This window comes from Streptomyces sp. NPDC048018 (assembly GCF_043202995.1).
Classification (GTDB): domain Bacteria; phylum Actinomycetota; class Actinomycetes; order Streptomycetales; family Streptomycetaceae; genus Streptomyces.
Genome location: NZ_JBIDBK010000002.1, coordinates 108,384 through 132,765, shown reverse-complemented (window position 1 = coordinate 132,765; position 24,382 = coordinate 108,384). Strand labels below are relative to the sequence as shown.

Sequence of the window (24,382 nt, the reverse complement as noted above, 5' to 3'; positions counted from 1 at the left end):
GGCTCAGGCCGAGGCCGGCGGATACAGGCTCCGCGGCAGTTCCGACGCGGCCGCCGCGTCGAGCAGCCACAGCGTGCGCGAACGCCCGTAGGCGCCCGCCGCCGGGGCCTGCACCTCGCCGGCGCCGGACAGCGCGATGGCCGCGGCCTTCGCCTTGTCCTCGCCGGCCGCGAGCAGCCAGACCTCCTTCGCGGCGCGGATCGCCGGCAGCGTCAGCGAGACGCGGGTCGGCGGCGGCTTCGGCGCGCCGTGCACGCCCACCACCGTCAGCTCGGTCTCGCGGACCGCCGGGAGCTCCGGGAAGAGCGAGGCCACGTGCGTGTCCGGGCCGACGCCCAGCATCAGCACGTCGAAGGTCGGCACCCCGCCATGGTCGCCGGGACCGGCCGCCGCGGCGAGCTCGGCCGCGTAGGCCGCGGCCGCGGCGTCCACGTCCGAGCCGTGCGGACCGTCCGAGGCCGGCATCGCGTGCACCCGTGCCGGGTCCAGCGGCACGCTGTCGAGCAGCGCCTCGCGGGCCTGGGTGACATTGCGCTCCGGGTCACCGGACGGCAGATACCGCTCGTCGCCCCACCACAGGTCCAGCCGCGTCCAGTCGATCGCGTCCCGGGCGGGTGCCGCGCGCAGGGCAGCGAGCAGCCCGTTGCCGTTGCGTCCGCCGGTGAGCACGATCGAGGCGGAGCCGCGGGCGGCCTGGGCGTCGACGATCTTGGTGATCAGCCGGGCCGCGGCGGCCTCGGCCATCAGTTCCTTGTCGCGGTGGACGACCAGCTGAGGGGTGCTCACTTGGCCGCCGCCTTCTTGGCCGGGGCCTTCCTGGCGGCCCGCTTGGGGGCCTCCTCGGCCTCCGCCCCGGCCCCGGCGACCTCCTCGACCTCGGTGGCGTCCCCGGCCTCGGTGGCGTCCCCGGCCTGCGGCGCGGGCATCGCGGGGGCGGTGGTGGCCGCCTCCTCGTCGAGCCGCTCCAGGCCGAAGCGCAGCGCCGAGGCGTAGGTGTCGTCCGGGTCGAGCCGGCGCAGCTCCTCCGCGATCAGCTCGGCCGTCTCCCGGCGCTTGAGCGCCACGGCCCGGTCCGGCTGTCCCATGATCGAGAGCGTCGCGAGCGAGCCGTCCGGCCGGTCGAGCACGATCGGCCCGGTGTTGGTCTCCAGCCGCACGGAGGTGAGACCGGGGCCGGCCGACTTCGAACGCCGCACCGGAATGGTGAGCCGGTCGGCCAGCCACATCGCGAGCAGCTCGACGCTCGGGTTGAACTCCTCGCCCTCGACCTCGGCCGAGGTCACCTCGCAGGCGACCTGGTCGAGCGCGGCGGCCAGCATCGAACGCCACGGGGTGATCCGGGTCCACGACAGGTCCGTGTCGCCCGGGGTGTACGCGTCCGCGCGCGCGGTCAGCTCATGGATGGGCTGCTCGGCGGCGTACGTGTCGGTGACACGGCGCTGGGCGAGGGCGCCCAGCGGGTCGTTCGCCGGGTCGGTCGGCGCGTTCACCGGCCACCAGACGACGACGGGCGCGTCCGGCAGCAGCAGCGGCAGGACCACCGACTGGGCGTGGTCGACGACCTCGCCGTACAGCCGGAGCACCACCGTCTCGCCGGTGCTGGCGTCGGCGCCGAGGCGGACCTCGGCGTCGAGCCGCGCCTTGGCGCGGTCCCGCGGGGTCCGCGAGACCCGCTTGATGACGACGAGGGTCCGCGAGGGGTGCTCGCGGGACGCCTCGTTGGCCGCCTTGAGCGCGTCGTAGGCGTTCTCCTCGTCGGTGACGATGACGAGGGTGAGCACCATGCCGACGGCCGGGGTGCCGATGGCCCGCCGCCCGAGCACCAGCGCCTTGTTGATCTTGGAGGACGTGGTGTCCGTCAGGTCGGTCTTCATGGCCGGCGCCAGCTCCTGCCGTCTCGTGCGAGCATCTCGTCCGCCTCGACCGGACCCCAGGTCCCGGACTCGTACTGCGCGGGCTTCCCGTGCGCGTCCCAGAACTGCTCGATCGGGTCGAGGATCTTCCAGGACAGCTCGACCTCCTCCACGCGCGGGAAGAGGTTGGAGTCGCCGAGCAGGACGTCGAGGATGAGCCGCTCGTACGCCTCGGGGCTGGACTCGGTGAAGGACTCGCCGTACGCGAAGTCCATCGAGACGTCCCGGATCTCCATCTGCGTGCCCGGAACCTTCGAACCGAACCGCACCGTGACGCCCTCGTCCGGCTGGACCCGGATGACGATGGCGTTGCGGCCGAGCTCCTCGGTCGCGGTGTGGTCGAACGGGGAGTGGGGCGCGCGCTGGAAGACCACCGCGATCTCGGTGACGCGGCGGCCGAGCCGCTTGCCGGTGCGCAGGTAGAAGGGGACGCCCGCCCAGCGGCGGTTGTCGATCTCCAGCTTGATCGCCGCGAAGGTGTCGGTCTTCGACTGCGGGTCGATGCCGTCTTCCTGCAGATAGCCGACGGCCTTCTCGCCGCCCTGCCACCCGGCCGCGTACTGGCCGCGGACCGTCGACTTCGCCAGGTCCTTCGGCAGCTTCACCGCGCCGAGCACCTTGGTCTTCTCCGCGGCGAGCGCGTCGGCGCCGAAGGAGGCGGGCTCCTCCATCGCGGTCAGCGCGAGCAACTGGAGCAGGTGGTTCTGGATGACGTCACGGGCGGCGCCGATGCCGTCGTAGTAGCCGGCGCGGCCGCCGATGCCGATGTCCTCGGCCATGGTGATCTGCACGTGGTCGACGTACGACCGGTTCCAGATCGGCTCGAAGAGGGTGTTGGCGAAGCGGAGCGCCAGGATGTTCTGGACGGTCTCCTTGCCGAGGTAGTGGTCGATGCGGAAGACCGCCTCGGGCGGGAAGACCTCGTGGACGACCTCGTTCAGCTCCTTGGCCGAGGCGAGGTTGTGGCCGAAGGGCTTCTCGATGACCGCACGGCGCCAGGAGCCGTTCTTCTGGTCGGCCAGGCCGTGCTTCTTGAGCTGCTGGACGACGAGCGGGAAGAACTTCGGCGGCACCGAGAGGTAGAACGCGAAGTTGCCGCCGGTGCCCTGCGCCTTGTCCAGCTCCTCGATGGTGGCCTTCAGCTGCTCGAAGGCGTCGTCGTCGTCGAAGTCGCCCTGGACGAAGCGCATCCCCTGGATCAGCTGCTGCCACACCTCCTCGCGGAACGGGGTGCGGGCGTGCTGCTTGACGGCGTCGTGGACCTCCTGCGCGAAGTCCTCGTCCTGCCACTCACGGCGGGCGAAACCGATCAGCGAGAAGCCCGGCGGCAGCAGACCCCGGTTGGCGAGGTCGTAGACGGCAGGCATCAGCTTCTTACGGGACAAATCGCCCGTGACACCGAAGATCACCAGACCCGACGGCCCCGCGATGCGCGGGAGCCGTCGGTCTGCGGCGTCACGGAGCGGGTTGGCTCCGGTGACTGCGCTCAAGGTGACTAACCCTCCGAGGGTGCGCGGCGGGCGAGCTCCGCCTCGGTCGACTTCAGCAGGTCGTTCCAGGACGCCTCGAACTTGTCGACGCCCTCGTCCTCCAGGAGCTGGACGACGTCGTCGTACGACACGCCCAGCGCGGCCACGTCGTCGAGGAGCGAACGGGACTCGTCGTACGTGCCGTGGATGGTGTCGCCGGAGACCTCGCCGTGGTCGGCGGTGGCGTCCAGGGTCGCCTCCGGCATGGTGTTCACGGTGTTCGGGGCGACCAGGTCCACCACGTACAGGGTGTCCTTGTAGGCCGGGTCCTTCACGCCGGTCGAGGCCCACAGCGGACGCTGCTTGTTGGCCTGCGCCTTGTCCAGGGCGGCCCAGCGCTCCGAGCCGAAGACCTCCTCGTACGCCTGGTAGGCCAGGCGCGCGTTGGCGAGGGCCGCCTTGCCCTTGAGGGCCTTGGCCTCGTCGGTCCCGATGGCGTCCAGGCGCTTGTCGATCTCGGTGTCCACGCGGGACACGAAGAAGGACGCGACGGAGTGGATCTTCGACAGGTCCAGGCCGCGCTCGCGCGCCTTCTCCAGACCGGCCAGGTAGGCGTCCATCACCGCGCGGTAGCGCTCGAGGGAGAAGATCAGCGTCACGTTGACGCTGATGCCGAGACCGATGACCTCGGTGATCGCCGGCAGACCCGCCTTGGTGGCCGGGATCTTGATCAGCGTGTTCGGACGGTCCACCAGCCAGGCCAGCTGCTTGGCCTCGGCGATGGTGGCCGCCGTGTCGTGGGCGAGCCGGGGGTCGACCTCGATGGAGACCCGGCCGTCCTGGCCCTGCGTCGCGTCGAAGACGGGACGCAGGATGTCGGCGGCGTCCCTCACGTCAGCCGTCGTGATCATCCGGATGGCCTCGTCCACGGTCACCTTGCGGGCGGCCAGGTCGACGAGCTGCTGCTCGTAGCCGTCACCCGAGGAGATCGCCTTCTGGAAGATGGACGGGTTGGTGGTCACGCCCACCACATGGCTCTGGTCGATGAGCTCGGCCAGATTGCCGGACGTGATCCGCTTGCGCGAGAGGTCGTCCAGCCAGATCGCGACGCCTTCGTCGGAGAGGCGCTTGAGAGCGTCTGTCATGAGAGTTGCATCTCCATTAAGTCGTACGTATGTGCGTCAGCGCGCGGCGGCGTCGAGGGATTCCCGCGCGGCGGCGACGATCGCCTCCGGCGTGAACCCGAACTCGCGGAACAGGACCTTGGCGTCGGCCGAGGCACCGAAGTGCTCCAGCGAGACGATCCGGCCCGCGTCGCCGACGTACCTGTGCCAGGTCAGACCGATGCCGGCCTCGACCGCGACCCGCGCCCTGACCGACGGCGGCAGGACGGCGTCCTTGTACTCCTGCCCCTGCTCCTCGAACCACTCCACCGACGGCATCGAGACCACACGGGTCGGGACGCCGGCCGCCTGCAGCTGCTCCCGGGCCTCGACGGCCAGGTGCACCTCGGAACCGGTGGCGATCAGCACCACCTGCGCGTCGCCGTCGGCGTCGAACAGCACGTAGCCGCCCTTGGCCGCGTCCTCGTTCGGCGCGTAGGTCGGGACACCCTGACGGGTGAGCGCCAGACCGATCGGGGTGCCCTTGCCGAACTCCTTCGTGTGGCGCTGGGTGATCTCGCGCCAGGCGATCGCCGTCTCGTTGGCGTCGGCCGGGCGGACGACCGTGAGGCCCGGGATCGCGCGCAGGGAGGCCAGGTGCTCCACCGGCTGGTGGGTCGGGCCGTCCTCGCCGAGACCGATCGAGTCGTGCGTCCAGACGTACGTCACCGGCAGGTGCATCAGCGCGGAGAGGCGCACCGCGTTGCGCATGTAGTCGGAGAACACCAGGAAGGTGCCGCCGTACACGCGGGTGTTGCCGTGCAGGGCGATGCCGTTCATCTCCGCGGCCATGGAGTGCTCGCGGATGCCGAAGTGGATCGTCCGGCCGTACGGGTCCGCCTCGGGCAGCGGGTTGCCCTTCGGGAGGAAGGAGGACGTCTTGTCGATCGTGGTGTTGTTCGAGCCGGCGAGGTCGGCCGAGCCGCCCCACAGCTCGGGGATCACCGAGCCGAGCGCCTGCAGCACCTTGCCGGAGGCGGCACGGGTCGCCACGCTCTTGCCCGCCTCGAAGACCGGGAGCTTCTCGGCCCAGCCGGCCGGCAGCTCGTTGGCCTCGATGCGGTCGAACTCGGCCGCCCGCTCCGGGTTGGCGGTGCGCCACTCGGCCAGCGACTTCTCCCACGCGGCGCGGGCCTCGCGGCCGCGGTCGCCGAGGGCGCGGGTGTGCGCGATGACCTCGTCGGAGACCTCGAAGGACTGCTCCGGGTCGAAGCCGAGCACCCGCTTGGTGGCCGCGACCTCGTCGTCACCGAGCGCCGAGCCGTGGGCGGCCTCGGTGTTCTGGGCGTTCGGGGCCGGCCAGGCGATGATCGAGCGCATCGCGATGAAGGAGGGGCGCTCCGTCTCGGCCTCGGCGGCCTTGATCGCGGCGTACAGGGCGGCCGGGTCCAGGTCGCCGTTGGCCTGCGGCTCCACACGCTGGACGTGCCAGCCGTACGCCTCGTACCGCTTCATCGTGTCCTCGGACACGGCGGTCTCGGTGTCGCCCTCGATCGAGATGTGGTTGTCGTCCCACAGCAGGATCAGGTTGCCGAGCTTCTGGTGCCCGGCGAGCGAGGACGCCTCGGCGGAGATGCCCTCCTGGAGGCAGCCGTCACCGGCGATCACGTAGATGTGGTGGTCGAACGGAGAGGTGCCCTGCGCGGCCTCGGGGTCGAACAGACCGCGCTCGAAGCGGGCGGCCATCGCCATGCCCACCGCGTTCGCGACGCCCTGGCCGAGCGGACCGGTCGTCGTCTCGACACCCGCCGTGTGGCCGTACTCCGGGTGGCCCGGGGTCTTCGAGCCCCAGGTGCGGAAGGTCTTCAGGTCGTCGAGCTCGAGACCGAAGCCGCCCAGGTAGAGCTGGGTGTAGAGGGTCAGGGACGAGTGCCCGGCGGAGAGCACGAACCGGTCGCGGCCCACCCACTCCGGGTCGGCGGGGTCGTGCCGCATCACCTTCTGGAAGAGGGTGTAGGCGGCGGGCGCGAGGCTCATGGCCGTACCGGGATGGCCGTTTCCGACCTTCTGAACGGCGTCGGCGGCCAGGATGCGGGCGGTGTCCACGGCCCGCTGGTCCAGTTCGGTCCACTCGAGGTCTGTGGTCGTCGGCTTAGTGCTCACCCTGAGTCAGGGCTCCTCTCCGCATGTCTTGAGCCGGTGACTGAGGGTGTCCCGGCGATGTCGAGCCTACCCCTGGAATTCGCCCCTCTTTTCGTGTCCATGCCCCTCATATGAGCGCTCTCCCTGCAAGACTGCCGCCGGGCGTGGCAGTTCGCCTCCCGAGGCGAGCGGGGCCGGTGTCCGCCCTTCGGGACACGCGTCGGGCGAGCCCCGCCAACACGACCCCACCCCCGCGAAGATCGGGCTATGGGCAACGTCTACAGTGGCGTGGTACGCGCAAGTCTTCACCCCGTCCTCATCCGGGTGGCTTGCTGGGAAATTCTCTGTCAGGGGTGTGCGTGACGGCCGTCGAGTCCCGACCCGCAGGGGTCGTCTTGACTCCCAGCCCGGGGGGCCGTAGGCCGTTCGGGGCCCGCGTCAAGGCGTTCGTGGCGCTGACCAAGCCGCGGATCATCGAGCTGCTGCTCATCACGACCGTTCCGGTGATGTTCCTCGCCGAACAGGGCGTGCCCGACCTGTGGCTGGTGCTCGCCACCTGCTTCGGCGGCTATCTGTCCGCGGGCGGCGCCAACGCCCTCAACATGTACATCGACCGCGACATCGACGCCCTGATGGACCGCACCTCCCAGCGTCCGCTGGTGACCGGCATGGTCTCGCCGCGCGAGGGACTGGTCTTCGGCATCACCCTCGCGGTGGTCTCGACGCTCTGGTTCGGGCTGCTCGTCAACTGGCTGTCCGCCTGGCTGTCGCTCGGCGCGCTGCTCTTCTACGTGGTCGTCTACACGATGATCCTCAAGCGGCGCACCAGCCAGAACATCGTCTGGGGCGGCATCGCCGGATGCATGCCGGTGCTCATCGGCTGGTCCGCGGTCACGAACTCGATGTCCTGGGCCGCCGTCATCCTCTTCCTCGTCATCTTCTTCTGGACGCCGCCGCACTACTGGCCGCTGTCGATGAAGGTGAAGGAGGACTACGCGCGGGTGGGCGTCCCCATGCTCCCGGTGCTCGCCTCCAACAAGGTCGTCGCGAAGCAGATCGTCCTCTACAGCTGGGTCATGGTGGCGGTCTCGCTGCTGCTCACCCCGCTGGGCTACACCGGCTGGTTCTACACCGCCGTGGCGCTGCTGACCGGCGGCTGGTGGCTCTGGGAGGCGCACGGGCTGCTCAACCGGGCCAAGTCCGAGGTGACGGGCGCGAAGCTCAAGGAGATGCGCCTCTTCCACTGGTCCATCACCTACGTCTCGCTGCTCTTCGTGGCGGTCGCGGTGGACCCCTTCCTGCGCTGACCCCCGTACGACGTCTTCCCCTGCCGGCGGCCGGGGTGCGTGGCCCACGCCACGTGCCCCGGCCGTCGCCAGTGGATCTACCCACGAGTAGGCTCTTTCCCATGGCAGACACGAAGCAGGCGGAGCGCAAGGCGGCCAAGCTGGCCAAGGAGATCAGGGCCTTCTCCGGGAAGCACGGCGGCGCCGAGGGACAGCTGGCCCACATCGGTCAGGCGGGCACCCGCATCGTCCTCGTCGGTGAGGACGGCGGCTGGGGCGACCTGGTGGCCCCGACCTACGCGATCGCGGAAGCGGCCGCCGAGAAGGCCGGTCTCACGCTCCACGAGGAGTTCGACGGCGAGTTCGCCGCCAAGGTCGTCACCGGCCCGTACGAGTGGACCCGGATGGCCGGTATCCAGATCGGCGGCCCGGCCAACGCCTGACGCCGCCGGGGCTCCGGAGGCAACAACCTCACGCGGGGCTCACCCGTTAGGAACGGTGAAGCCCGTCCTCACGTGGGAGCCCCCCGAATGATCGACACTCCGAGCCTGGTGGACCAGTACTGCCACGGGGTGCTCCGTACGGAGCTCGGCCTCGGCACCTTCGAGACCCGTCTCGCCCCGGCCGAGGCCCCACCCGCCGCCGGCACCACCTTCTTCGACACCCAGGCCGGCTTCGCCGTCCGCCGCTGGTGTCCGCCGCTCCTCGGCCTCGAACCGCACTGCCCGCCGGCCCGCTATCTCGCGCGGCGCCGTGAACTCGGCGTCCTCGAAGCGGGGCGGCGGCTGCTGCGCGCCTCCGGCATCGCCACCTACCTGGTCGACACCGGGCCGCCCGGCGATCTGACCGGGCCCGCCGAGCTCGCCGCCACGGGCGGCGCCGCCGCGCACGAGATCGTCCGGCTCGAACCCCTCGCCCAGCAGGTCGCCGACACCTCGGGCACCGTCGACGCCTTCCTCGCCCACCTCACCGAGGCCGTCCACGGGGCCGCCGCGGGCGCCGTCGCCTTCACCTCGGTGGCGGGGGCACGGGGCGGGCTCACGGCCGTCCCCGAGCCGCCCGGACCCGGTGAGGTGCGCGGCGCGGCGGGGCGCTGGCTGGCCCGGCGCACGGCCGGCCAGGCACTGGACGACCCGGTGCTGCTGCGCCATCTGCTGTGGGTCGCGGTCGGGGCGGGTCGCCCGCTCCAGCTGCACGTGGGGGAGCGGGACCCGGGCACCCTGGCCGGCTTCGCGGCCGCCACCGGCGGCCACGGCGCCGACCTGGTGCTGCTGCACGCCTACCCGTACCACCGTCAGGCCGCCCGGCTCGCCGGGCACTTCCCGCACGTCTACGCGGACCTGGGCCCGGTCGTCGCCCGCACCGGGGCGAGGGCGGCCGCGGTGCTGGCGGAGTTCCTGGAGCTGGCCCCCTTCGGCAAGCTGCTCTTCTCCAGCGGCGCCCGCGGCCTGCCCGAGCTCCATGTGGTGGCGGCCAGCGTCTTCCGCGGGGCGCTCGCCCGGGTGCTCGGCGAGTGGGTCGGCGACGGCTCCTGGTCCCGGCCGGACGCCCAGCGGGTCGCCGGCCTGATCGCCGCGGGGAACGCGCGGCGGGTGTACCGGCTCGGCTAGCGCTTCCCCGGTCCAGGCCGCCGCGACGCCGGACCGGGGCCGGGCCGGCAGCGCGGCGCGCGGGACGGGCCCGGCCGGTTTTCGCTCAGGCCTTGGCGAGTGCGGCGTCCGGCTGGGCCGGGACGGCGGCCGTGGCCGCCGGGCGCTCGCGCAGGCTCAGGGCGAGGCGCAGCACGGCGATCCACAGGAGCGCCGAGCCGAGCATGTGCGCGGCGACCATCAGTTCGGGGACGCCCGTGAAGTACTGGACGTAGCCGATGGCACCCTGCGCGAGCAGCACGATCAGCAGCTCGCGGGCGCGGGCCCGGGTGTCGTCCGGGGCGTCCACCACCCGCAGGACCAGCCACATCGCGAGGGCCAGGGCGCAGACCACCCAGGCGGCGACGGCGTGGACGTGTGCCGCGTCGGTCCAGTCCCAGGGCATGCGCGGCACGTCGCTGCTGTCGCCGGCGTGCTTGCCGGCGCCGGTCACGGTCGTACCGAGCGCGATGAGCAGCGCGGAGACTCCGGTGATGGCCCAGGACAGCTTGCGCACCGGTCCCGGGACCCGCGGCTTCGGGGCGGTGTCCGCCTCGGCGGTGCGGTGCCAGGTGATCACGGCCACCGTGAGCAGTGCGTTGGCGGCGAGGAAGTGGCCGGCCACGGTCCACGGGTTGAGGCCCATCCAGACGGTGACGCCGCCGATGACGGCGTTGCTCATCACCATCCAGAACTGCGCCCAGGCGAGCCGGGTGAGCGGGCGGCGGCGGGGCTTGGCGGACCGGGCGGCGACGATCGCCCAGCCGACCGCGGCCGACAGGACGTAGGTCAGCATCCGGTTGCCGAACTCGACCAGGCCGTGGAAGCCCTGCTCGGCGGTGACGATGAGGCTGTCGTCCGTGCACTTGGGCCAGGTGTCGCAGCCGAGACCGGAGCCGGTCAGCCGGACCGCGCCGCCGGTGACGATGATGACGACGCTCATCACGACGGCGGAGAGCGCGGCACGCCGGACGACCCGGAGGGAGGGGGTCCAGCGCTGGGCGATGAAGGCGAGGGGGGTCTGCACGGTCCACATCGTAGGCGGGGCCTTGTGCACGCTTTCACGAGGGGGTGCTTACGGGGCGAGTCACCCCGAAACGTCACCGGTCCGCTACTCCCGGCGTCACTCCCAGCGGAAGAACCGCGCCGCCGCGCCGAGGCCGAGCACCGCCCAGACCGCGAGGACCAGCGCGTCGCCCCACGGCATCGCGGCGCCGTGCTGCAGCACGTCCCGCAGCCCGCCGGAGAGCGCGGAGATCGGCAGGTACGCGAGCACGTCCCCCGCGGCGCCGAACTTCTCCAGCGGCACCATCACGCCGCCGCCGACGAGCAGCAGCAGGAAGACCAGGTTGGCGGCGGCCAGCGTGGCCTCCGCCCTGAGGGTGCCGGCCATCAGCAGACCGAGCCCGGAGAACGCCGCCGTGCCGAGGACGAGCAGTACGGCCACCGAGAGCGGGTTGCCGTGCGGTGACCAGCCGAGCGCCAGGGCGATCACGGTCAGGAGCGCCACCTGGAGCACCTCGGTGACGAGCACCGCCAGGGTCTTGGCGCTCATCAGCGCCCAGCGCGGCAGCGGCGAGGCGGCGAGCCGCTTGAGCACCCCGTAGCGCCGCTCGAAGCCGGTGGCGATCGCCTGCCCGGTGAAGGCGGTGGACATCACGGCGAGCGCGAGGACGCCCGGGGCGAGGAAGTCGACGGCCTCGCCGGCGCCGGTGTCGACGATGTCCACCGTCGAGAAGAGCACCAGCAGGAGCGAGGGGATGATCACCGTGAGGAGCAGCTGCTCGCCGTTGCGCAGCAGCATCCGGGTCTCCAGGGCGGCCTGCGCGGCGATCATCCGCCCCACCGGTGCGGCCCCGGGCCTCGGCGCGTACGTACCCGTGCTCATCCGCGCAGCTCCTTGCCGGTCAGTTCGAGGAAGACGTCTTCGAGGGTGTGGCGCTCGACGGAGATCCGGTCGGGCATCACGCCGTGCTGGGCGCACCAGCTGGTCACGGTGGCGAGCAGCTGGGGGCCGACCTCGCCGGTGATCCGGTAGCTGCCGGGCAGCGGCTCGGCGGCGGAGCTGCCGTCGGGCAGCGCCTTCAGCAGCGAACCGAGGTCGAGGCCGGGGCGTCCGGTGAAGCGCAGGGAGTTCTCGGCGCCGCCGCGGCACAGCTCCTCGGGGCTGCCCTGGGCGACGACCCGGCCGCCGTCCACGATGGCGACGTCGTCGGCGAGGTCCTCCGCCTCGTTCATGAAGTGGGTGGTCAGGACGACCGACACGCCGTCGGCGCGCAGCTCGCGGACCAGCTCCCAGGTGGCGCGGCGGGCCTGCGGGTCGAGTCCGGCGGTCGGCTCGTCCAGGAAGACCAGCTCGGGCCGGCCGACGACCGCCATGGCGAGCGAGAGGCGCTGCTGCTGGCCGCCGGACAGGCGCCGGTAGGTGGTGCGGCCGCAGGAGCCGAGGCCGAGGCGCTCGACCAGCGCGTCCACGTCCAGCGGGTGGGCGTGCAGCCGGGCCATGTGGCGGAGCATCTCGTCGGCGCGGGCGCCGGAGTAGACGCCGCCCGACTGGAGCATCACGCCGATCCGGGGCCGCAGGGCGGCGGCGTCGGCGAGGGGGTCGAGGCCGAGGACGCGGACGGTGCCGGCGTCCGGCCGCCGGTAGCCCTCGCAGCTCTCGATGGTGGTCGTCTTGCCCGCCCCGTTGGGTCCGAGGACGGCGGTGACGGTGCCCTCGCGGACGTCGAGGTCGAGGCCGTCGACGGCGGTCTTGGTTCCGTACCGCTTGACCAGGCCCCGGACCCGGACCACGGACTCGCCGGACTCGTTTCGCATGCCGGGAAGTCTAAGGACCCGCCGGGACCCCCCGACGCGCGGCCCCGGACGGGGGCTGGATCCGGCCGGAGCGGGCATCCGCCCGGTATGGCGGTGTTCGTCGGCACGTCCGGCTGGCAGTACCGGGACTGGCGGGGCGTGCTGTATCCGGAGGGCGTGCCCCAACGGTTGTGGCTGGAGGAGTACGCGCGGAGCTTCGCGGCGGTCGAGAACGACAACGTGTTCTACCGGCTGCCCGAGCGCGCGACCTTCGCCGCGTGGCGGGAGCGGACGCCGGAGGGCTTCGTCATGGCGGTCAAGGCCAGCCGGTACCTCACCCACGTCAAGCGCCTGAAGGACCCCGGGGAGCCGGTCCGCCGTCTGATGTCCCGCGCGGACGGCCTCGGCGGCCGGCTGGGCCCCGTCCTGCTGCAGCTGCCGCCGACGCTGCGGGCCGATGCCGGGCTCCTGGACGCGGTGCTCGGCTGCTTCCCGGCGGAGGTGCGGGTGGCGGTCGAGCCGCGGCACGACTCGTGGTGGACGGAGCGGACCGCGGAGGTGCTGTCCGGTCACGGTGCCGCGCTGTGCTGGGCCGACCGGGGCTCGCGGCCGGTCGCCCCGCTGTGGCGGACGGCCGACTGGGGGTATCTGCGGCTGCACGGGGGCCGGGCGCGGCCCTTGCCCTCGTACGGCCGTCAGGCCCTGCTGACCTGGGCCGACCGGCTCGCCGGGACCTGGCGCGAGCAGGACGAGGTCTTCGTGTTCTTCAACAACGACACGGGCGGCGCGGCCGTACGCGGCGCGGAATCTTTCGTCCGTGTCCTGGGAGCCCGCGGGCGTACCGCAGTGGCACCGGCGGGTCGCGCCGAGTAGCCGGAAACCGCTGGTCAGAGAGGCGTCATTCGTCCCATGAATGATCGTTTCCGCAGGTCAGGTAAGCCTTACCTGCGTGATGTACCGCACCGCCCGCCGCGCCGGCCTCGCTTGTCAGTCCCCGATTAATTACGCAACAATGGCGTTGTGAAAAACGTCGGTGAGGCTCCTGCGGAGGAACTCGCGACCGGTGAGCGATCGACGCGCAACCGGGTCGCGCGCTCCATCCTGGATCACGGACCCTCGACCGTCGCCGACCTGGCCCAGCGGCTCGGCCTCACCCAGGCCGCCGTCCGCCGCCACCTCGACTCGCTGGTCGCCGACAACGTGGTGGAAGCGCGCGAGAAGCGGGTCTACGGCGCCCGGACCCGGGGCCGCCCGGCGAAGGTCTTCGCGCTCACCGACTGCGGCCGGGACGCCTTCGACCAGTCGTACGACACGCTGGCCGTGGAGGCGCTGCGCTGGATCGAGCGCAACGCCGGCGGAGAGGCGGCCGTCGCCGCCTTCGCCCGCGACCGGATCGAGGCGCAGGCCGAGTCGTACCGCGCCGCCGTCGAGTCCGCCGACCCGGACCAGCGCACCGAGGCCCTCGCCAAGGCGCTGACCGCCGACGGGTACGCTGCCACTGCGCGGAACGCGCCGGTCGGCGAGCAGCTCTGCCAGCACCACTGCCCGGTCGCCCACGTCGCCGAGCAGTACCCGCAGCTGTGCGAGGCGGAGACGGAGATCTTCTCCCGCCTCCTCGGGACCCACGTCCAGCGCCTGGCCACCATCGCGCATGGTGACGGCGTCTGTACGACCTTCATCCCGCACGGCGCCCCACAGACCACTTCATCCACAGCATCTGCCAGCACGGCCGGGAGGAACCCCGCATGACCACCGAGATCAGCCACCCCGAGCTCGAGGGCCTGGGTCGGTACGAGTACGGCTGGGCCGACTCGGACGCGGCAGGCTCCGCCGCCAAGCGAGGCCTCTCCGAGGACGTCGTCCGCGACATCTCCTCGAAGAAGAACGAGCCCGAGTGGATGCTGAAGCTGCGGCTCAAGGGTCTGAAGCTCTTCGGCAAGAAGCCCATGCCGACCTGGGGCTCCGACCTGTCCGGCATCGACTTCGACAACATCAAGTACTTCGTGCGGTCCACCGAGAAGCAGGCCGAGTCCTGGGAGGACCTGCCGGAGGACATCAAGAACACGTACGACAAGCTCGGCATCCCGGAGGCGGAGAAGCAGCGCCTCGTCGCCGGTGTCGCGGCCCAGTACGAGTCCGAGGTCGTCTACCACCAGATCCGCGAGGACCTGGAGGAGCAGGGCGTCATCTTCGTCGACACGGACACCGCGCTGAAGGAGCACGAGGAGCTCTTCAAGGAGTACTTCGGCACCGTCATCCCGGTCGGCGACAACAAGTTCGCCTCCCTGAACACGGCCGTGTGGTCCGGCGGATCCTTCATCTACGTCCCCAAGGGCGTGCACGTCGAGATCCCCCTGCAGGCCTACTTCCGTATCAACACGGAGAACATGGGCCAGTTCGAGCGGACGCTGATCATCGTCGACGAGGACGCCTACGTCCACTACGTCGAGGGCTGCACCGCCCCGATCTACTCCTCCGACTCGCTGCACTCCGCGGTCGTCGAGATCATCGTGAAGAAGGGCGGCCGCTGCCGCTACACGACGATCCAGAACTGGTCGAACAACGTCTACAACCTGGTGACCAAGCGCGCCGTCGCGTACGAGGGCGCCACCATGGAGTGGGTCGACGGCAACATCGGCTCCAAGGTCACCATGAAGTACCCGGCCGTCTACCTGATGGGCGAGCACGCCAAGGGCGAGACGCTCTCCATCGCCTTCGCGGGCGAGGGTCAGCACCAGGACGCGGGCGCCAAGATGGTCCACATGGCCCCGAACACCTCCTCCAACATCGTCTCCAAGTCGGTGGCGCGAGGCGGCGGCCGCACCTCCTACCGCGGTCTCATCGAGATCGGCGAGGGTGCCCCGGGCGCCAAGTCCAACGTGCTCTGCGACGCCCTGCTCGTCGACACGATCTCCCGCTCGGACACGTACCCGTACGTGGACGTCCGCGAGGACGACGTCTCCATGGGCCACGAGGCCACCGTCTCCAAGGTCTCCGAGGACCAGCTCTTCTACCTGATGAGCCGTGGCCTCACCGAGTTCGAGGCGATGGCCATGATCGTCCGCGGCTTCGTCGAGCCCATCGCGAAGGAGCTGCCCATGGAGTACGCGCTGGAGCTGAACCGGCTGATCGAGCTGCAGATGGAAGGCGCGGTCGGCTGAGCACCGACCCCGTCCCGAACGCAGCGACTGATCTCCTTTTGACGCAGGAAGAGAGCAACACGACAGCCATGGCTGAGGCTCAGAACATCCCGGCGGGCTCCACCACCGCCGGCTCGATCGCGGTGGCCGCCGAGTCCACCGTCGCCACCCGCATGAGCGCCCCGCCGTCCTTCGACGTCGCGGACTTCCCCGTGCCGCACGGCCGCGAGGAGGAGTGGCGCTTCACCCCGCTGGAGCGGCTCCGCGGTCTGCACGACGGCACCGCCGTCGCCACCGGCGAGGGCGTCCGCGTCGAGGTCGAGGCCCCCGAGGGCGTCACCGTGGAGACCGTCGGCCGTGACGACGCGCGCCTCGGCAAGGCCGGCACGCCGGTCGACCGGGTCGCCGCCCAGGCGTACTCCTCCTTCGAGAAGGCCTCGGTCGTCACCGTCGCCAAGGAGGCCGTGCTCAGCGAGCCGATCCGCATCGCCGTGCACGGCGAGGGCGGCGTCGCCTTCGGCCACCAGGTGATCGAGCTCGGCGCCTTCGCCGAGGCCGTCGTGGTCATCGACCACACCGGCGACGCGGTGCTCGCCGCCAACGTCGACTACGTGCTCGGCGACGGCGCCAAGCTCACCGTGGTCTCCGTCCAGGACTGGGACGAGAAGGCCGTCCACGTCGCCCAGCAGAACGCGCTGGTCGGCCGCGACGCCTCCTTCAAGTCCGTCGTGGTGACCTTCGGCGGCGACGTGGTCCGCATCCACCCGCGCGTCACCTACGCGGCCCCCGGCGGCGAGGCCGAGCTCTTCGGCCTGTACTTCACCGACGCCGGGCAGCACCAGGAGCACCGCCTCCTGGTCACCCACAACGTCCCGCACTGCAAGTCCAACGTGGCCTACAAGGGCGCGCTGCAGGGCGAGGGCGCGCACGCCGTGTGGATCGGCGACGTCCTCATCGAGGCCAAGGCCGAGGGCACCGACACCTACGAGCTCAACCGGAACCTGGTCCTCACCGACGGTGCCCGGGTCGACTCGGTGCCCAACCTGGAGATCGAGACCGGTGAGATCGCCGGCGCCGGCCACGCCTCCGCCACCGGCCGCTTCGACGACGAGCAGCTCTTCTACCTGATGTCGCGCGGCATCCCGGCCGCCGAGGCCCGCCGCCTCGTCGTCCGCGGCTTCTTCGCCGAGCTGGTCCAGCAGATCGGGCTGCCGGACGTCGAGGAGCGCCTCATCGCCAAGATCGAGGCCGAGCTGGAGGCGTCCGTCTGATGGCCTTCGTCCGCGTCTGCGCGCTGAGCGAGCTGGAGACCGACACCCCCAGGCGGGTCGAGGTCGACGGCACGCCGGTGTCCGTCGTCCGGACCGACGGCGAGGTGTTCGCGATCAACGACATCTGCTCGCACGCGAACGTCTCCCTGTCGGAGGGCGAGGTCGAGGACTGCGCCATCGAGTGCTGGCTCCACGGCTCCAGCTTCGACCTCCGCACCGGCAAGCCGTCCGGCCTTCCCGCGACGCGCCCCGTCCCCGTATACCCCGTAAACATCGAAGGGGACGATGTGCTCGTCTCCGTCACCCAGGAGTCCTGAGTCACCCATGGCAACGCTTGAAATCCACGACCTGCACGTCTCCGTCGAGGCCGAGAACGGTCCGCGTGAGATCCTCAAGGGTGTCGACCTGACCATCAAGCAGGGCGAGACCCACGCCGTCATGGGCCCGAACGGCTCCGGCAAGTCGACCCTGGCGTACTCGCTGGCCGGCCACCCGAAGTACACGATCACCGGCGGCACCGTCACCCTCGACGGTGAGGACGTCCTGGAGATGTCGGTCGACGAGCGCGCCCGCGCCGGTGTCTTCCTGGCCATGCAGTACCCGGTCGAGGTCCCGGGTGTCTCGGTCTCCAACTTCCTGCGCACCTCCGCCACCGCCGTCCGCGGCGAGGCCCCCAAGCTGCGCACCTGGGTGAAGGAGGTCAAGGAGGCCATGGAGCAGCTCCAGATGGACCCGGCCTTCGCCGAGCGCAACGTCAACGAGGGCTTCTCCGGCGGTGAGAAGAAGCGCCACGAGATCCTCCAGCTCGAACTGCTCAAGCCGCGGATCGCCATCCTCGACGAGACCGACTCCGGCCTCGACGTCGACGCGCTGCGCATCGTCTCCGAGGGCGTCAACCGCGTCCGCGAGACCGGTGAGGTCGGCACCCTGCTGATCACCCACTACACGCGGATCCTCCGCTACATCAAGCCCGACTTCGTGCACGTCTTCGCGAACGGCCGCATCGTCGAGTCCGGCGGTGCCGAGCTCGCCGACCAGCTGGAGAACGAGGGCTACGACAAGTACGTGAAGGGTGGCGCATCCGCGTGACTTCCGCCCATCAGGGGCTGACCGGCCTCCTCGACACCGAGGCGATCCGCAAGGACTTCCCGCTGCTGGATCGTCTGGTCCACGACGGCAAGAAGATCGTGTACCTGGACTCCGCGGCGACCTCGCAGAAGCCTCGCCAGGTCCTCGACGCGCTCAACACGTACTACGAGCGGCACAACGCGAACGTGCACCGAGGCGTCTACACGGTCGCCGAGGAGGCCACCGCGCTGTACGAGGGTGCCCGCGACAAGGTCGCCGCCTTCATCAACGCGCCGAGCCGCGACGAGGTGATCTTCACCAAGAACGCCTCCGAGTCGCTCAACCTCGTGGCCAACATGCTGGGCTGGGCCGACGAGCCCTACCGCGTGGACCACGAGACCGAGATCGCCATCACGGAGATGGAGCACCACTCCAACATCGTGCCGTGGCAGCTGCTCGCGCAGCGCACCGGCGCGAAGCTGAAGTGGTTCGGTCTCACCGACGACGGCCGTCTCGACCTCTCGAACATCGAAGAGGTCATCACCGAGAAGACCAAGATCGTCTCCTTCACGCTGGTCTCGAACCTGCTGGGCACGATCAACCCGGTCGAGACGATCATCCGTCGCGCCCAGGAGGTCGGTGCGCTCGTCTGCATCGACGCCTCCCAGGCGGCGCCGCACATGGTGCTCGACGTGCAGGCACTGCAGGCCGACTTCGTGGCCTTCACCGGCCACAAGATGTGCGGCCCGACCGGCATCGGCGTGCTGTGGGGACGGCAGGAGCTCCTGGAGGACCTGCCGCCGTTCCTCGGTGGCGGCGAGATGATCGAGACGGTCTCGATGCACTCCTCCACCTACGCGCCGGCCCCGCACAAGTTCGAGGCGGGTACGCCCCCGATCGCCCAGGCCGTCGGCCTCGGCGCGGCCGTGGACTACCTCTCGGCGATCGGCATGGAAAACATCCAGCGCCACGAGCACGCGATCACCGAGTACGCCGTCCAGCGCCTCCTGGAGGTGCCGGACCTGCGGATCATCGGCCCCACCACGGCCGAGGACCGAGGCGCGGCGATCTCGTTCACCCTCGGGGACATCCACCCGCACGACGTGGGCCAGGTCCTCGACGAGGAGGGCATCGCGGTCCGGGTCGGGCACCACTGCGCCCGCCCGGTGTGCCTGCGGTACGGAATTCCCGCGACCACGCGAGCGTCGTTCTATCTGTACTCCACTCCGGCCGAGGTCGACGCCCTGGTCGCGGGCCTGGAGCACGTCCGTAACTTCTTCGGATAGGGCGGCTGACCTGTGAAGCTGGATTCGATGTACCAGGACGTCATCCTGGACCACTACAAGCACCCGCACGGGCGGGGCTTGCGGGACGGCGACGCCGAGGTGCACCACGTCAACCCGACCTGTGGCGACGAGATCACCCTCCGCGTGAAGTACGAGGGCGAGCGCATCGCGGACGTGTCGTACGAGGGTCAGGGCTGTTCCATCAGCCAGGCGTCGGCCTCCGTCCTCAACGAGCTGCTCGTCGGCAAGGAGCTGGCCGAGGCGCAGAAGATCCAGGGCACCTTCCTGGAGCTGATGCAGTCCAAGGGCCAGATCGAGCCGGACGACGCGATGGAGGAGATCCTGGAGGACGCGGTCGCGTTCGCCGGTGTCTCGAAGTACCCCGCCCGGGTGAAGTGCGCGCTGCTCAGCTGGATGGCGTGGAAGGACGCGACGGCCCAGGCGCTGGGCTCCGACGCGGAGAGGAAGTCCGTATGACCGAGAACGCCGAGGCCACGATGAAGCCGGCCTCCGAGGAAGAGATCCGCGAGGCGCTGTACGACGTCGTCGACCCCGAGCTGGGCATCGACGTCGTCAACCTCGGCCTGATCTACGGCATCCACATCGACGACTCCAACGTCGTCACGCTGGACATGACCCTGACGTCGGCGGCCTGTCCGCTGACCGACGTGATCGAGGACCAGGCGAAGGCCGCCACCGACGGCATCGCCAGCGAGCTGAAGATCAACTGGGTCTGGATGCCGCCGTGGGGTCCGGACAAGATCACGGACGACGGCCGCGAGCAGCTCCGCGCGCTCGGCTTCAACGTCTGAGACCGCCCGCGTACGCGAAGGCCCCCGGTGTGCGCACCGGGGGCCTTCGCGCGTCGTCGGCAGGGGCGGGCACCCACCGGCGACCGGCGGCCTCCCGCGCGGAGGCCCCGCCGGGCGGCCGCCGGGGGACCGGAAGGGGGCGGCGCGAGAGCGGCGGGGGATCGCCAGACCGCGGGGAATCGCGGGCCGAAAGCGCGTTCCCGGGGCCGGGGGACGCGGCATCCGGCAGACTTCCCCCATGTCCGTTCGCATGTACCACCTCGTCGTCGACTCCCACGACCTGCCCGCCCAGGCCCGCTTCTGGGCCGAGGTGCTGGACTGGCGGATCCTGTACGAGGACGAGCACGAGATCGTCATCGGCGCCGACGAGCGCGCGCTGCCGGGCATGTGCTTCCTTCCCGTGTCCGAGAGGAAGACGGTCAAGAACCGCCTGCACATCGACCTGACGCCCGACGACCGGGACGCCGAGGTCGAGCGGATCATCGCGCTCGGGGCGACCCGGGTGGACGTGGGTCAGGGCGAGGACGCCACCTGGGTGGTCCTCGCCGATCCCGAGGGCAACGAGTTCTGCGTGCTCCGGCCCAAGGCCACGCTCATCGACTGACGGGCGGTCCCGCCGCGGTCTGCGCCAGCAGCGGGGCCAGGTTCTCCCTGCGGATGCGCTGGTCGATGTAGACGAGACCGGAGATGAGCGGCGGGAACGGTGCCGCGATCGCCTGGACGAGGAGCTGGGCGATCATGAGCGCCACGAAGAAGCCGCCGAGCGCGGCGACGACCTCGGCAGGGGTCGGGTTCTGGCCGAAGTCCACCGAGGCCAGCGGGGCCGAGCCCAGCTGCGCGATGACCTGCTGGAGCACGCTGCTGGCGATGCCCACCATCAGGCCCGCGCCGATCGTGCAGCCGAAGACCCGCCACCAGGAGCCCTTCACCAGGGCGGCGGAGCGGCGCAGGGAGGCCACCGCACCCTGCTCCTCGATCACGGCGACGGTCGGGGCGAGACTGAACCTGATCATGATCCAGAGCCCCAGCGGGACGAGGGCGAGGGCGCCGAGGAAGAAGAACAGGCCCATGATCGCGAAGCCGGAGCCGTCCTCGGCGTGGCCCTCGGAGCCGGCCATGCCGGTGACGACGCCCACCATCACCAGGCTGAAGCCGGCGAAGAAGACGACCATCGGCAGGAACGTGGCCAGCATGGTCAGCGCGACCGAGCCGATCACCGCGCCGAGCCGTGACCAGGCGCGGCGCCAGGCGGCGCCGAAGGTGACGGGGTGCCCCAGCACCGCCTGCTGGAGCACGGCCGGGACGGCCGCGGCGACGAGTCCGCCGCACAGCACGTAGACGACGACGGCCAGCAGCCAGACGCACACGAAGGCCACGATCAGCGGCTGGAAGTCGGAGAAGGCCGGGTCCTCGCCCGCGGGCAGGTCGCTCAGCCGCCGGATGTCGTCCCCGACCGCGGCCCAGGCGACCAGGAGCGCCGCGACGACGAGGACGCCGGCCGCGGCGTAGGCGCTCACGGCGACGCCGAGCAGCGGCTTCCAGTAGCGCCCGTAGGTGGTGAAGGCGCCGGTCAGCATGTCGCTGAAGCTCAGCGGCGCCAGGGGTATGACGCCGGGCTTGGGCGGTGGTGGCGGGGGAGCGTAGCCGTATCCGTACGGCCCCGAGGGGTATGTCATGCGCACACCGTAGCGGCAGATTTTGTGTACGCGCGTACACACCATGCGTACACTCGTACACATGGGATACGGACTCCTCGCGGGAGCCATAGCGGCCGAGATCGTCGCCACCACCTCCATGAAGTACAGCGAGGGATTCACCCGGCTCGCGCCCTCGCTGATCACCGGCGCCGGCTACCTCCTCGCCTTCGCCCTCCTCGCCCAGGCGCTCAAGACCCTCCAGGTCGGGACCGCCTACGCGATCTGGTCCGGAGTCGGCACCGCCGCCGTCGCGGCCATCGGCGCCCTCTTCCTCGGCGAGTCCCTGGGCCTCGCCAAGATCGCCGGCGTCCTGCTGATCATCGCCGGGGTCGCCGTCCTCAACCTCGGCGGCGCGCACTGATGGCGCGGCCCCGCCGCCACGACCCCGACCGGCGCGAGCGGATCGTCGACGCGGCCCTCCGGGTCGTCGGACGGGACGGGATCGCCGGGCTGAGCCACCGCACGGCGGCCGCCGAGGCCGATGTGCCGCTCGGCTCCACCACGTACCACTTCGGCTCCCTCGACGAACTCCTCGTCGCCGCCCTGCGCCGGACCAACGGTGTCTTCGGGCGGACCCTGCGCGAGAGCCCCGAGCTCGCCGACCCGGACCTGGACCTCGCCACCGCACTCGCCCGCGTCATGGGCCGGTGGCTGGGCGAGGACCGCGCGGAACTCGAACTCGCCTACGAGCTCTACCTCGCCGCCCTGCGCCGCCCCGCCCTGCGCCCCGTCGCCGAGGAGTGGGCCGGTGAGGTCCGCACCGCGCTCGCCGGCCGCACCGACCCCGCCACCGCCGGCGCGCTCGTCGCGATGACGGACGGCCTCTGCCTGATGTACCTGCTCGGCGGCCGGCCCTACCAGGAGGAACACGCGCGCACCATGCTGGCGCGGGTGCTCGGCGAAGGCTCCGAAAACCCCGCCGTCCCCTTGGCGGAAGCGCCGACGGAGCCGACCGGCACCTGAGACCGGTTGGCCCGCGCCGGGCCCCGACCGTTAGGTTTTCCCTCATGACCACTGCTCCTCGCACCACCGGCGCCGTCGCCGCCGGCCTCGCCACCATCGCCGGCGACGGCACCGTTCTCGACACCTGGTTCCCCGCCCCCGAGCTGACCGACGCCCCCGGCCCCGCCGGCACCGAGCGTCTGAGCGTCGACGAGGCCGTCAACGCGCTGGGCGAGGGCGCCGCCAAGGCCCTCGGCGTGGACGCCCGCCGCGGTGTCGAGGTGGTCGCCGTCCGCACCGTCATCGGCTCGCTCCTCGACAAGCCGCTCGACGCCCACGACGCGTACCTGCGGCTGCACCTGCTCAGCCACCGCCTGGTCGAGCCGCACGGCCAGAGCCTGGACGGCCTCTTCGGGCTGCTCGCGAACGTCGCCTGGACCTCGCTCGGCCCGGTGGCCGTCGACGACATCGAGAAGGTGCGCCTCAACGCGCGCGCCGAGGGCCTGCACCTGCAGGTCACCTCGATCGACAAGTTCCCCCGCATGACCGACTACGTCGTGCCCGCCGGCGTCCGCATCGCCGACGCCGACCGCGTCCGCCTCGGCGCGCACCTCGCCGCCGGCACCACCGTCATGCACGAGGGCTTCGTCAACTTCAACGCCGGCACCCTCGGCACCTCGATGGTCGAGGGCCGCATCTCCGCCGGCGTCGTCGTCGGCGACGGCTCCGACATCGGCGGCGGCGCCTCCACCATGGGCACCCTGTCCGGCGGCGGCAACGTGATCATCTCCATCGGCGAGCGCTGCCTCATCGGCGCCGAGGCGGGCGTCGGCATCGCGCTCGGCGACGAGTGCGTCGTCGAGGCCGGTCTCTACGTCACCGCCGGCACCCGGGTCACCATGCCCGACGGCGAGGTCGTCAAGGCCCGTGACCTCTCCGGCGCCTCGAACATCCTCTTCCGCCGCAACTCGGTCACCGGCGCCGTCGAGGCCCGCCCGAACAACGCGGTCTGGGGCGGCCTCAACGAGATCCTGCACAGCCACAACTGATCCCGTGCGCCGTGTACGGCCCGCCGCCCCGGAGACGGGACGGCGGGCCGTACGGCGTCCTCGGGGTGATCGGCCGACTGATCGCCACTCCTGGTTCGACGGGGTGGCGGGCGCCGGCGCCGCCGAGGAGCACGTGGCCCCGGTCGTGCCGCCGCGCCGGGTGGGCCGCCCGGAGGGCATCGCGGAGGCCGTCCACGACCTGGCGAACGCCCCGTGCCTCACGGGCGAGATGCTGCCCGTGGACGGCGGCGGGCCCGGCCGGGCCGAGCGGGAGGCCTACCGGGCCTACCGGGCCTGGAGGGCCAGCTTGAAGCCGTCGTGGCTGCGGGCGAAGCCCAGGGACGCGTAGAAGCGGTGCGCGTCGGTCCTGGTCTTGCTGCTGGTGAGCTGGACGAGCGCGCAGCCGCGGGCCCGGGCCCGCGCCACCGACCGCTCCAGCAGCTCCCGGCCGAGTCCGCCGCCGCGCCGGTCGGCCCTGATCCGGACGGCCTCGATCAGGGCCCGCTCGGCGCCGCCCCTGCCCAGGCCCGGGATGTACGTGGCCTGCAGGCAGCCGACGACCTGGCCCCCGCCCTCGGTGTCGTCGACGAGCACCAGCATCTCGTTGCGCGCGTCGGCCTCGATGTCCGCGAACGCCCGCTCGTGCGCGGGGGTCACGGTCACCGAGGCCGGGTCGACCACGCGCTCCTCGTCGGCGAGGAGCGCGAGGACGGCGGGCAGTTCGGCGCGGGTGGCGGGACGCAGGATCACGGCCGCAGTCTCGCACGCCCGCGCGTT

Annotated in this window: 26 protein-coding genes; 16 read left to right on the top strand and 10 right to left on the bottom strand. The window is 71.4% G+C overall.

All coding sequences use genetic code 11. The features are described 5' to 3' along the window. Positions 1-3 precede the first annotated feature (3 nt). Genes pgl through tkt form a run of 5 tightly spaced genes read right to left on the bottom strand, consistent with a single transcriptional unit; the run spans position 4 to position 6,648 of the window. On the bottom strand, positions 4-786 hold the full coding sequence (pgl, locus tag ACGF1Z_RS06465) for a 6-phosphogluconolactonase (protein ID WP_393000621.1): 783 nt from the start codon (positions 784-786) through the stop codon (positions 4-6). Continuing rightward, a complete protein-coding gene (gene opcA, locus ACGF1Z_RS06460) occupies positions 783-1,874 on the bottom strand; it encodes a glucose-6-phosphate dehydrogenase assembly protein OpcA (protein WP_393000619.1) in 1,092 nt (363 codons plus the stop codon). The genes pgl and opcA overlap by 4 nt, the downstream gene beginning before the upstream one ends. Next, positions 1,871-3,403: a glucose-6-phosphate dehydrogenase gene (gene zwf / locus ACGF1Z_RS06455; RefSeq protein WP_393000617.1), complete on the bottom strand. Its 1,533-nt coding sequence runs from the start codon at positions 3,401-3,403 to the stop codon at positions 1,871-1,873. The genes opcA and zwf overlap by 4 nt, the downstream gene beginning before the upstream one ends. Before the next feature lie 5 nt (positions 3,404-3,408). Then, a complete protein-coding gene (gene tal / locus ACGF1Z_RS06450; protein WP_393000615.1) occupies positions 3,409-4,527 on the bottom strand; it encodes a transaldolase in 1,119 nt (372 codons plus the stop codon). Between the two features lie 36 nt (positions 4,528-4,563). Continuing rightward, positions 4,564-6,648: a transketolase gene (gene tkt / locus ACGF1Z_RS06445; protein ID WP_393000613.1), complete on the bottom strand. Its 2,085-nt coding sequence runs from the start codon at positions 6,646-6,648 to the stop codon at positions 4,564-4,566. 332 nt (positions 6,649-6,980) lie between these two features. Here tkt and ACGF1Z_RS06440 point away from each other — a divergent pair, with 332 nt between their 5' ends. The 3 genes from ACGF1Z_RS06440 to ACGF1Z_RS06430 all read left to right on the top strand — a co-directional run bounded on the left by ACGF1Z_RS06440 (position 6,981) and on the right by ACGF1Z_RS06430 (position 9,523). Then, complete coding sequence (locus ACGF1Z_RS06440) at positions 6,981-7,934, top strand: heme o synthase (protein WP_393000611.1); 954 nt, start codon at positions 6,981-6,983, stop codon at positions 7,932-7,934. A gap of 101 nt (positions 7,935-8,035) precedes the next feature. Next, the gene (locus ACGF1Z_RS06435) at positions 8,036-8,356 is read left to right on the top strand and encodes a hypothetical protein (RefSeq protein ID WP_393000609.1); all 321 of its coding nucleotides are present in this window, start codon (positions 8,036-8,038) and stop codon (positions 8,354-8,356) included. 87 nt (positions 8,357-8,443) lie between these two features. Then, positions 8,444-9,523 carry an amidohydrolase gene (locus ACGF1Z_RS06430; protein ID WP_393000607.1) on the top strand — a complete coding sequence of 360 codons (1,080 nt, stop codon included), beginning with the start codon at positions 8,444-8,446 and terminating at the stop codon, positions 9,521-9,523. 85 nt (positions 9,524-9,608) lie between these two features. On the opposite strand, the gene ACGF1Z_RS06425 is transcribed toward ACGF1Z_RS06430, so the two are convergent. The 3 genes from ACGF1Z_RS06425 to ACGF1Z_RS06415 form a co-directional block, all read right to left on the bottom strand. Next, positions 9,609-10,577, bottom strand: coding sequence for a heme A synthase (locus ACGF1Z_RS06425; RefSeq protein WP_393000605.1), 969 nt, complete (start codon positions 10,575-10,577; stop codon positions 9,609-9,611). An 87-nt stretch (positions 10,578-10,664) separates the two neighbouring features. Then, on the bottom strand, positions 10,665-11,429 hold the full coding sequence (locus tag ACGF1Z_RS06420; protein ID WP_393000603.1) for an ABC transporter permease: 765 nt from the start codon (positions 11,427-11,429) through the stop codon (positions 10,665-10,667). Continuing rightward, positions 11,426-12,361 (bottom strand): ABC transporter ATP-binding protein, encoded by a 936-nt coding sequence (locus ACGF1Z_RS06415; RefSeq protein ID WP_393000601.1) that lies wholly within the window; start codon positions 12,359-12,361, stop codon positions 11,426-11,428. The genes ACGF1Z_RS06420 and ACGF1Z_RS06415 overlap by 4 nt, the downstream gene beginning before the upstream one ends. Positions 12,362-12,448: 87 nt before the next feature. Between ACGF1Z_RS06415 and ACGF1Z_RS06410 the strand changes: the two genes are divergently transcribed. The 10 genes from ACGF1Z_RS06410 to ACGF1Z_RS06365 all read left to right on the top strand — a co-directional run bounded on the left by ACGF1Z_RS06410 (position 12,449) and on the right by ACGF1Z_RS06365 (position 20,521). Further along, the gene (locus tag ACGF1Z_RS06410) at positions 12,449-13,213 is read left to right on the top strand and encodes a DUF72 domain-containing protein (protein WP_393000599.1); all 765 of its coding nucleotides are present in this window, start codon (positions 12,449-12,451) and stop codon (positions 13,211-13,213) included. Positions 13,214-13,360: 147 nt separating this feature from the next. After that, positions 13,361-14,089 carry a helix-turn-helix transcriptional regulator gene (locus ACGF1Z_RS06405; RefSeq protein WP_393000597.1) on the top strand — a complete coding sequence of 243 codons (729 nt, stop codon included), beginning with the start codon at positions 13,361-13,363 and terminating at the stop codon, positions 14,087-14,089. Further along, positions 14,086-15,501 (top strand): Fe-S cluster assembly protein SufB, encoded by a 1,416-nt coding sequence (sufB, locus tag ACGF1Z_RS06400; protein ID WP_365341525.1) that lies wholly within the window; start codon positions 14,086-14,088, stop codon positions 15,499-15,501. Before ACGF1Z_RS06405 ends, sufB begins: the two co-directional genes overlap by 4 nt. 68 nt (positions 15,502-15,569) lie before the next feature. Continuing rightward, positions 15,570-16,751, top strand: a complete 1,182-nt coding sequence (sufD, locus tag ACGF1Z_RS06395; RefSeq protein ID WP_393000595.1) for a Fe-S cluster assembly protein SufD — start codon at positions 15,570-15,572, stop codon at positions 16,749-16,751. Next, the gene (locus ACGF1Z_RS06390; RefSeq protein ID WP_393000593.1) at positions 16,751-17,068 is read left to right on the top strand and encodes a bifunctional 3-phenylpropionate/cinnamic acid dioxygenase ferredoxin subunit; all 318 of its coding nucleotides are present in this window, start codon (positions 16,751-16,753) and stop codon (positions 17,066-17,068) included. The genes sufD and ACGF1Z_RS06390 overlap by 1 nt, the downstream gene beginning before the upstream one ends. Positions 17,069-17,075: 7 nt before the next feature. After that, on the top strand, positions 17,076-17,840 hold the full coding sequence (gene sufC, locus ACGF1Z_RS06385; protein ID WP_393000591.1) for a Fe-S cluster assembly ATPase SufC: 765 nt from the start codon (positions 17,076-17,078) through the stop codon (positions 17,838-17,840). Further along, complete coding sequence (locus tag ACGF1Z_RS06380) at positions 17,837-19,105, top strand: cysteine desulfurase (protein WP_393000589.1); 1,269 nt, start codon at positions 17,837-17,839, stop codon at positions 19,103-19,105. Before sufC ends, ACGF1Z_RS06380 begins: the two co-directional genes overlap by 4 nt. Before the next feature lie 12 nt (positions 19,106-19,117). Beyond that, positions 19,118-19,582, top strand: a complete 465-nt coding sequence (gene sufU / locus ACGF1Z_RS06375) for a Fe-S cluster assembly sulfur transfer protein SufU (protein ID WP_393000587.1) — start codon at positions 19,118-19,120, stop codon at positions 19,580-19,582. After that, complete coding sequence (locus ACGF1Z_RS06370) at positions 19,579-19,917, top strand: metal-sulfur cluster assembly factor (protein WP_352186260.1); 339 nt, start codon at positions 19,579-19,581, stop codon at positions 19,915-19,917. Before sufU ends, ACGF1Z_RS06370 begins: the two co-directional genes overlap by 4 nt. A 238-nt stretch (positions 19,918-20,155) precedes the next feature. Next, positions 20,156-20,521, top strand: a complete 366-nt coding sequence (locus tag ACGF1Z_RS06365; RefSeq protein ID WP_393000585.1) for a VOC family protein — start codon at positions 20,156-20,158, stop codon at positions 20,519-20,521. Here the strand turns inward: ACGF1Z_RS06365 and ACGF1Z_RS06360 are convergent. Further along, positions 20,511-21,593 (bottom strand): oxidoreductase, encoded by a 1,083-nt coding sequence (locus ACGF1Z_RS06360; protein WP_393000583.1) that lies wholly within the window; start codon positions 21,591-21,593, stop codon positions 20,511-20,513. The genes ACGF1Z_RS06365 and ACGF1Z_RS06360 overlap by 11 nt on opposite strands. A 61-nt stretch (positions 21,594-21,654) precedes the next feature. On the opposite strand from ACGF1Z_RS06360, the gene ACGF1Z_RS06355 reads away from it, so the two are divergent. Genes ACGF1Z_RS06355 through dapD form a run of 3 tightly spaced genes read left to right on the top strand, consistent with a single transcriptional unit; the run spans position 21,655 to position 23,605 of the window. Next, positions 21,655-21,975, top strand: a complete 321-nt coding sequence (locus tag ACGF1Z_RS06355; protein WP_393000581.1) for a DMT family transporter — start codon at positions 21,655-21,657, stop codon at positions 21,973-21,975. Beyond that, entirely contained in the window at positions 21,975-22,577 is a 603-nt protein-coding gene (locus ACGF1Z_RS06350; RefSeq protein WP_393000579.1) for a TetR/AcrR family transcriptional regulator, read from the top strand. The genes ACGF1Z_RS06355 and ACGF1Z_RS06350 overlap by 1 nt, the downstream gene beginning before the upstream one ends. Before the next feature lie 44 nt (positions 22,578-22,621). After that, on the top strand, positions 22,622-23,605 hold the full coding sequence (dapD, locus tag ACGF1Z_RS06345) for a 2,3,4,5-tetrahydropyridine-2,6-dicarboxylate N-succinyltransferase (protein ID WP_393000577.1): 984 nt from the start codon (positions 22,622-22,624) through the stop codon (positions 23,603-23,605). Positions 23,606-23,890: 285 nt separating this feature from the next. Here the strand turns inward: dapD and ACGF1Z_RS06340 are convergent, their stop codons facing one another. After that, positions 23,891-24,355, bottom strand: a complete 465-nt coding sequence (locus tag ACGF1Z_RS06340; protein WP_393000575.1) for a GNAT family N-acetyltransferase — start codon at positions 24,353-24,355, stop codon at positions 23,891-23,893. Between the last annotated feature and the right edge of the window lie 27 nt (positions 24,356-24,382).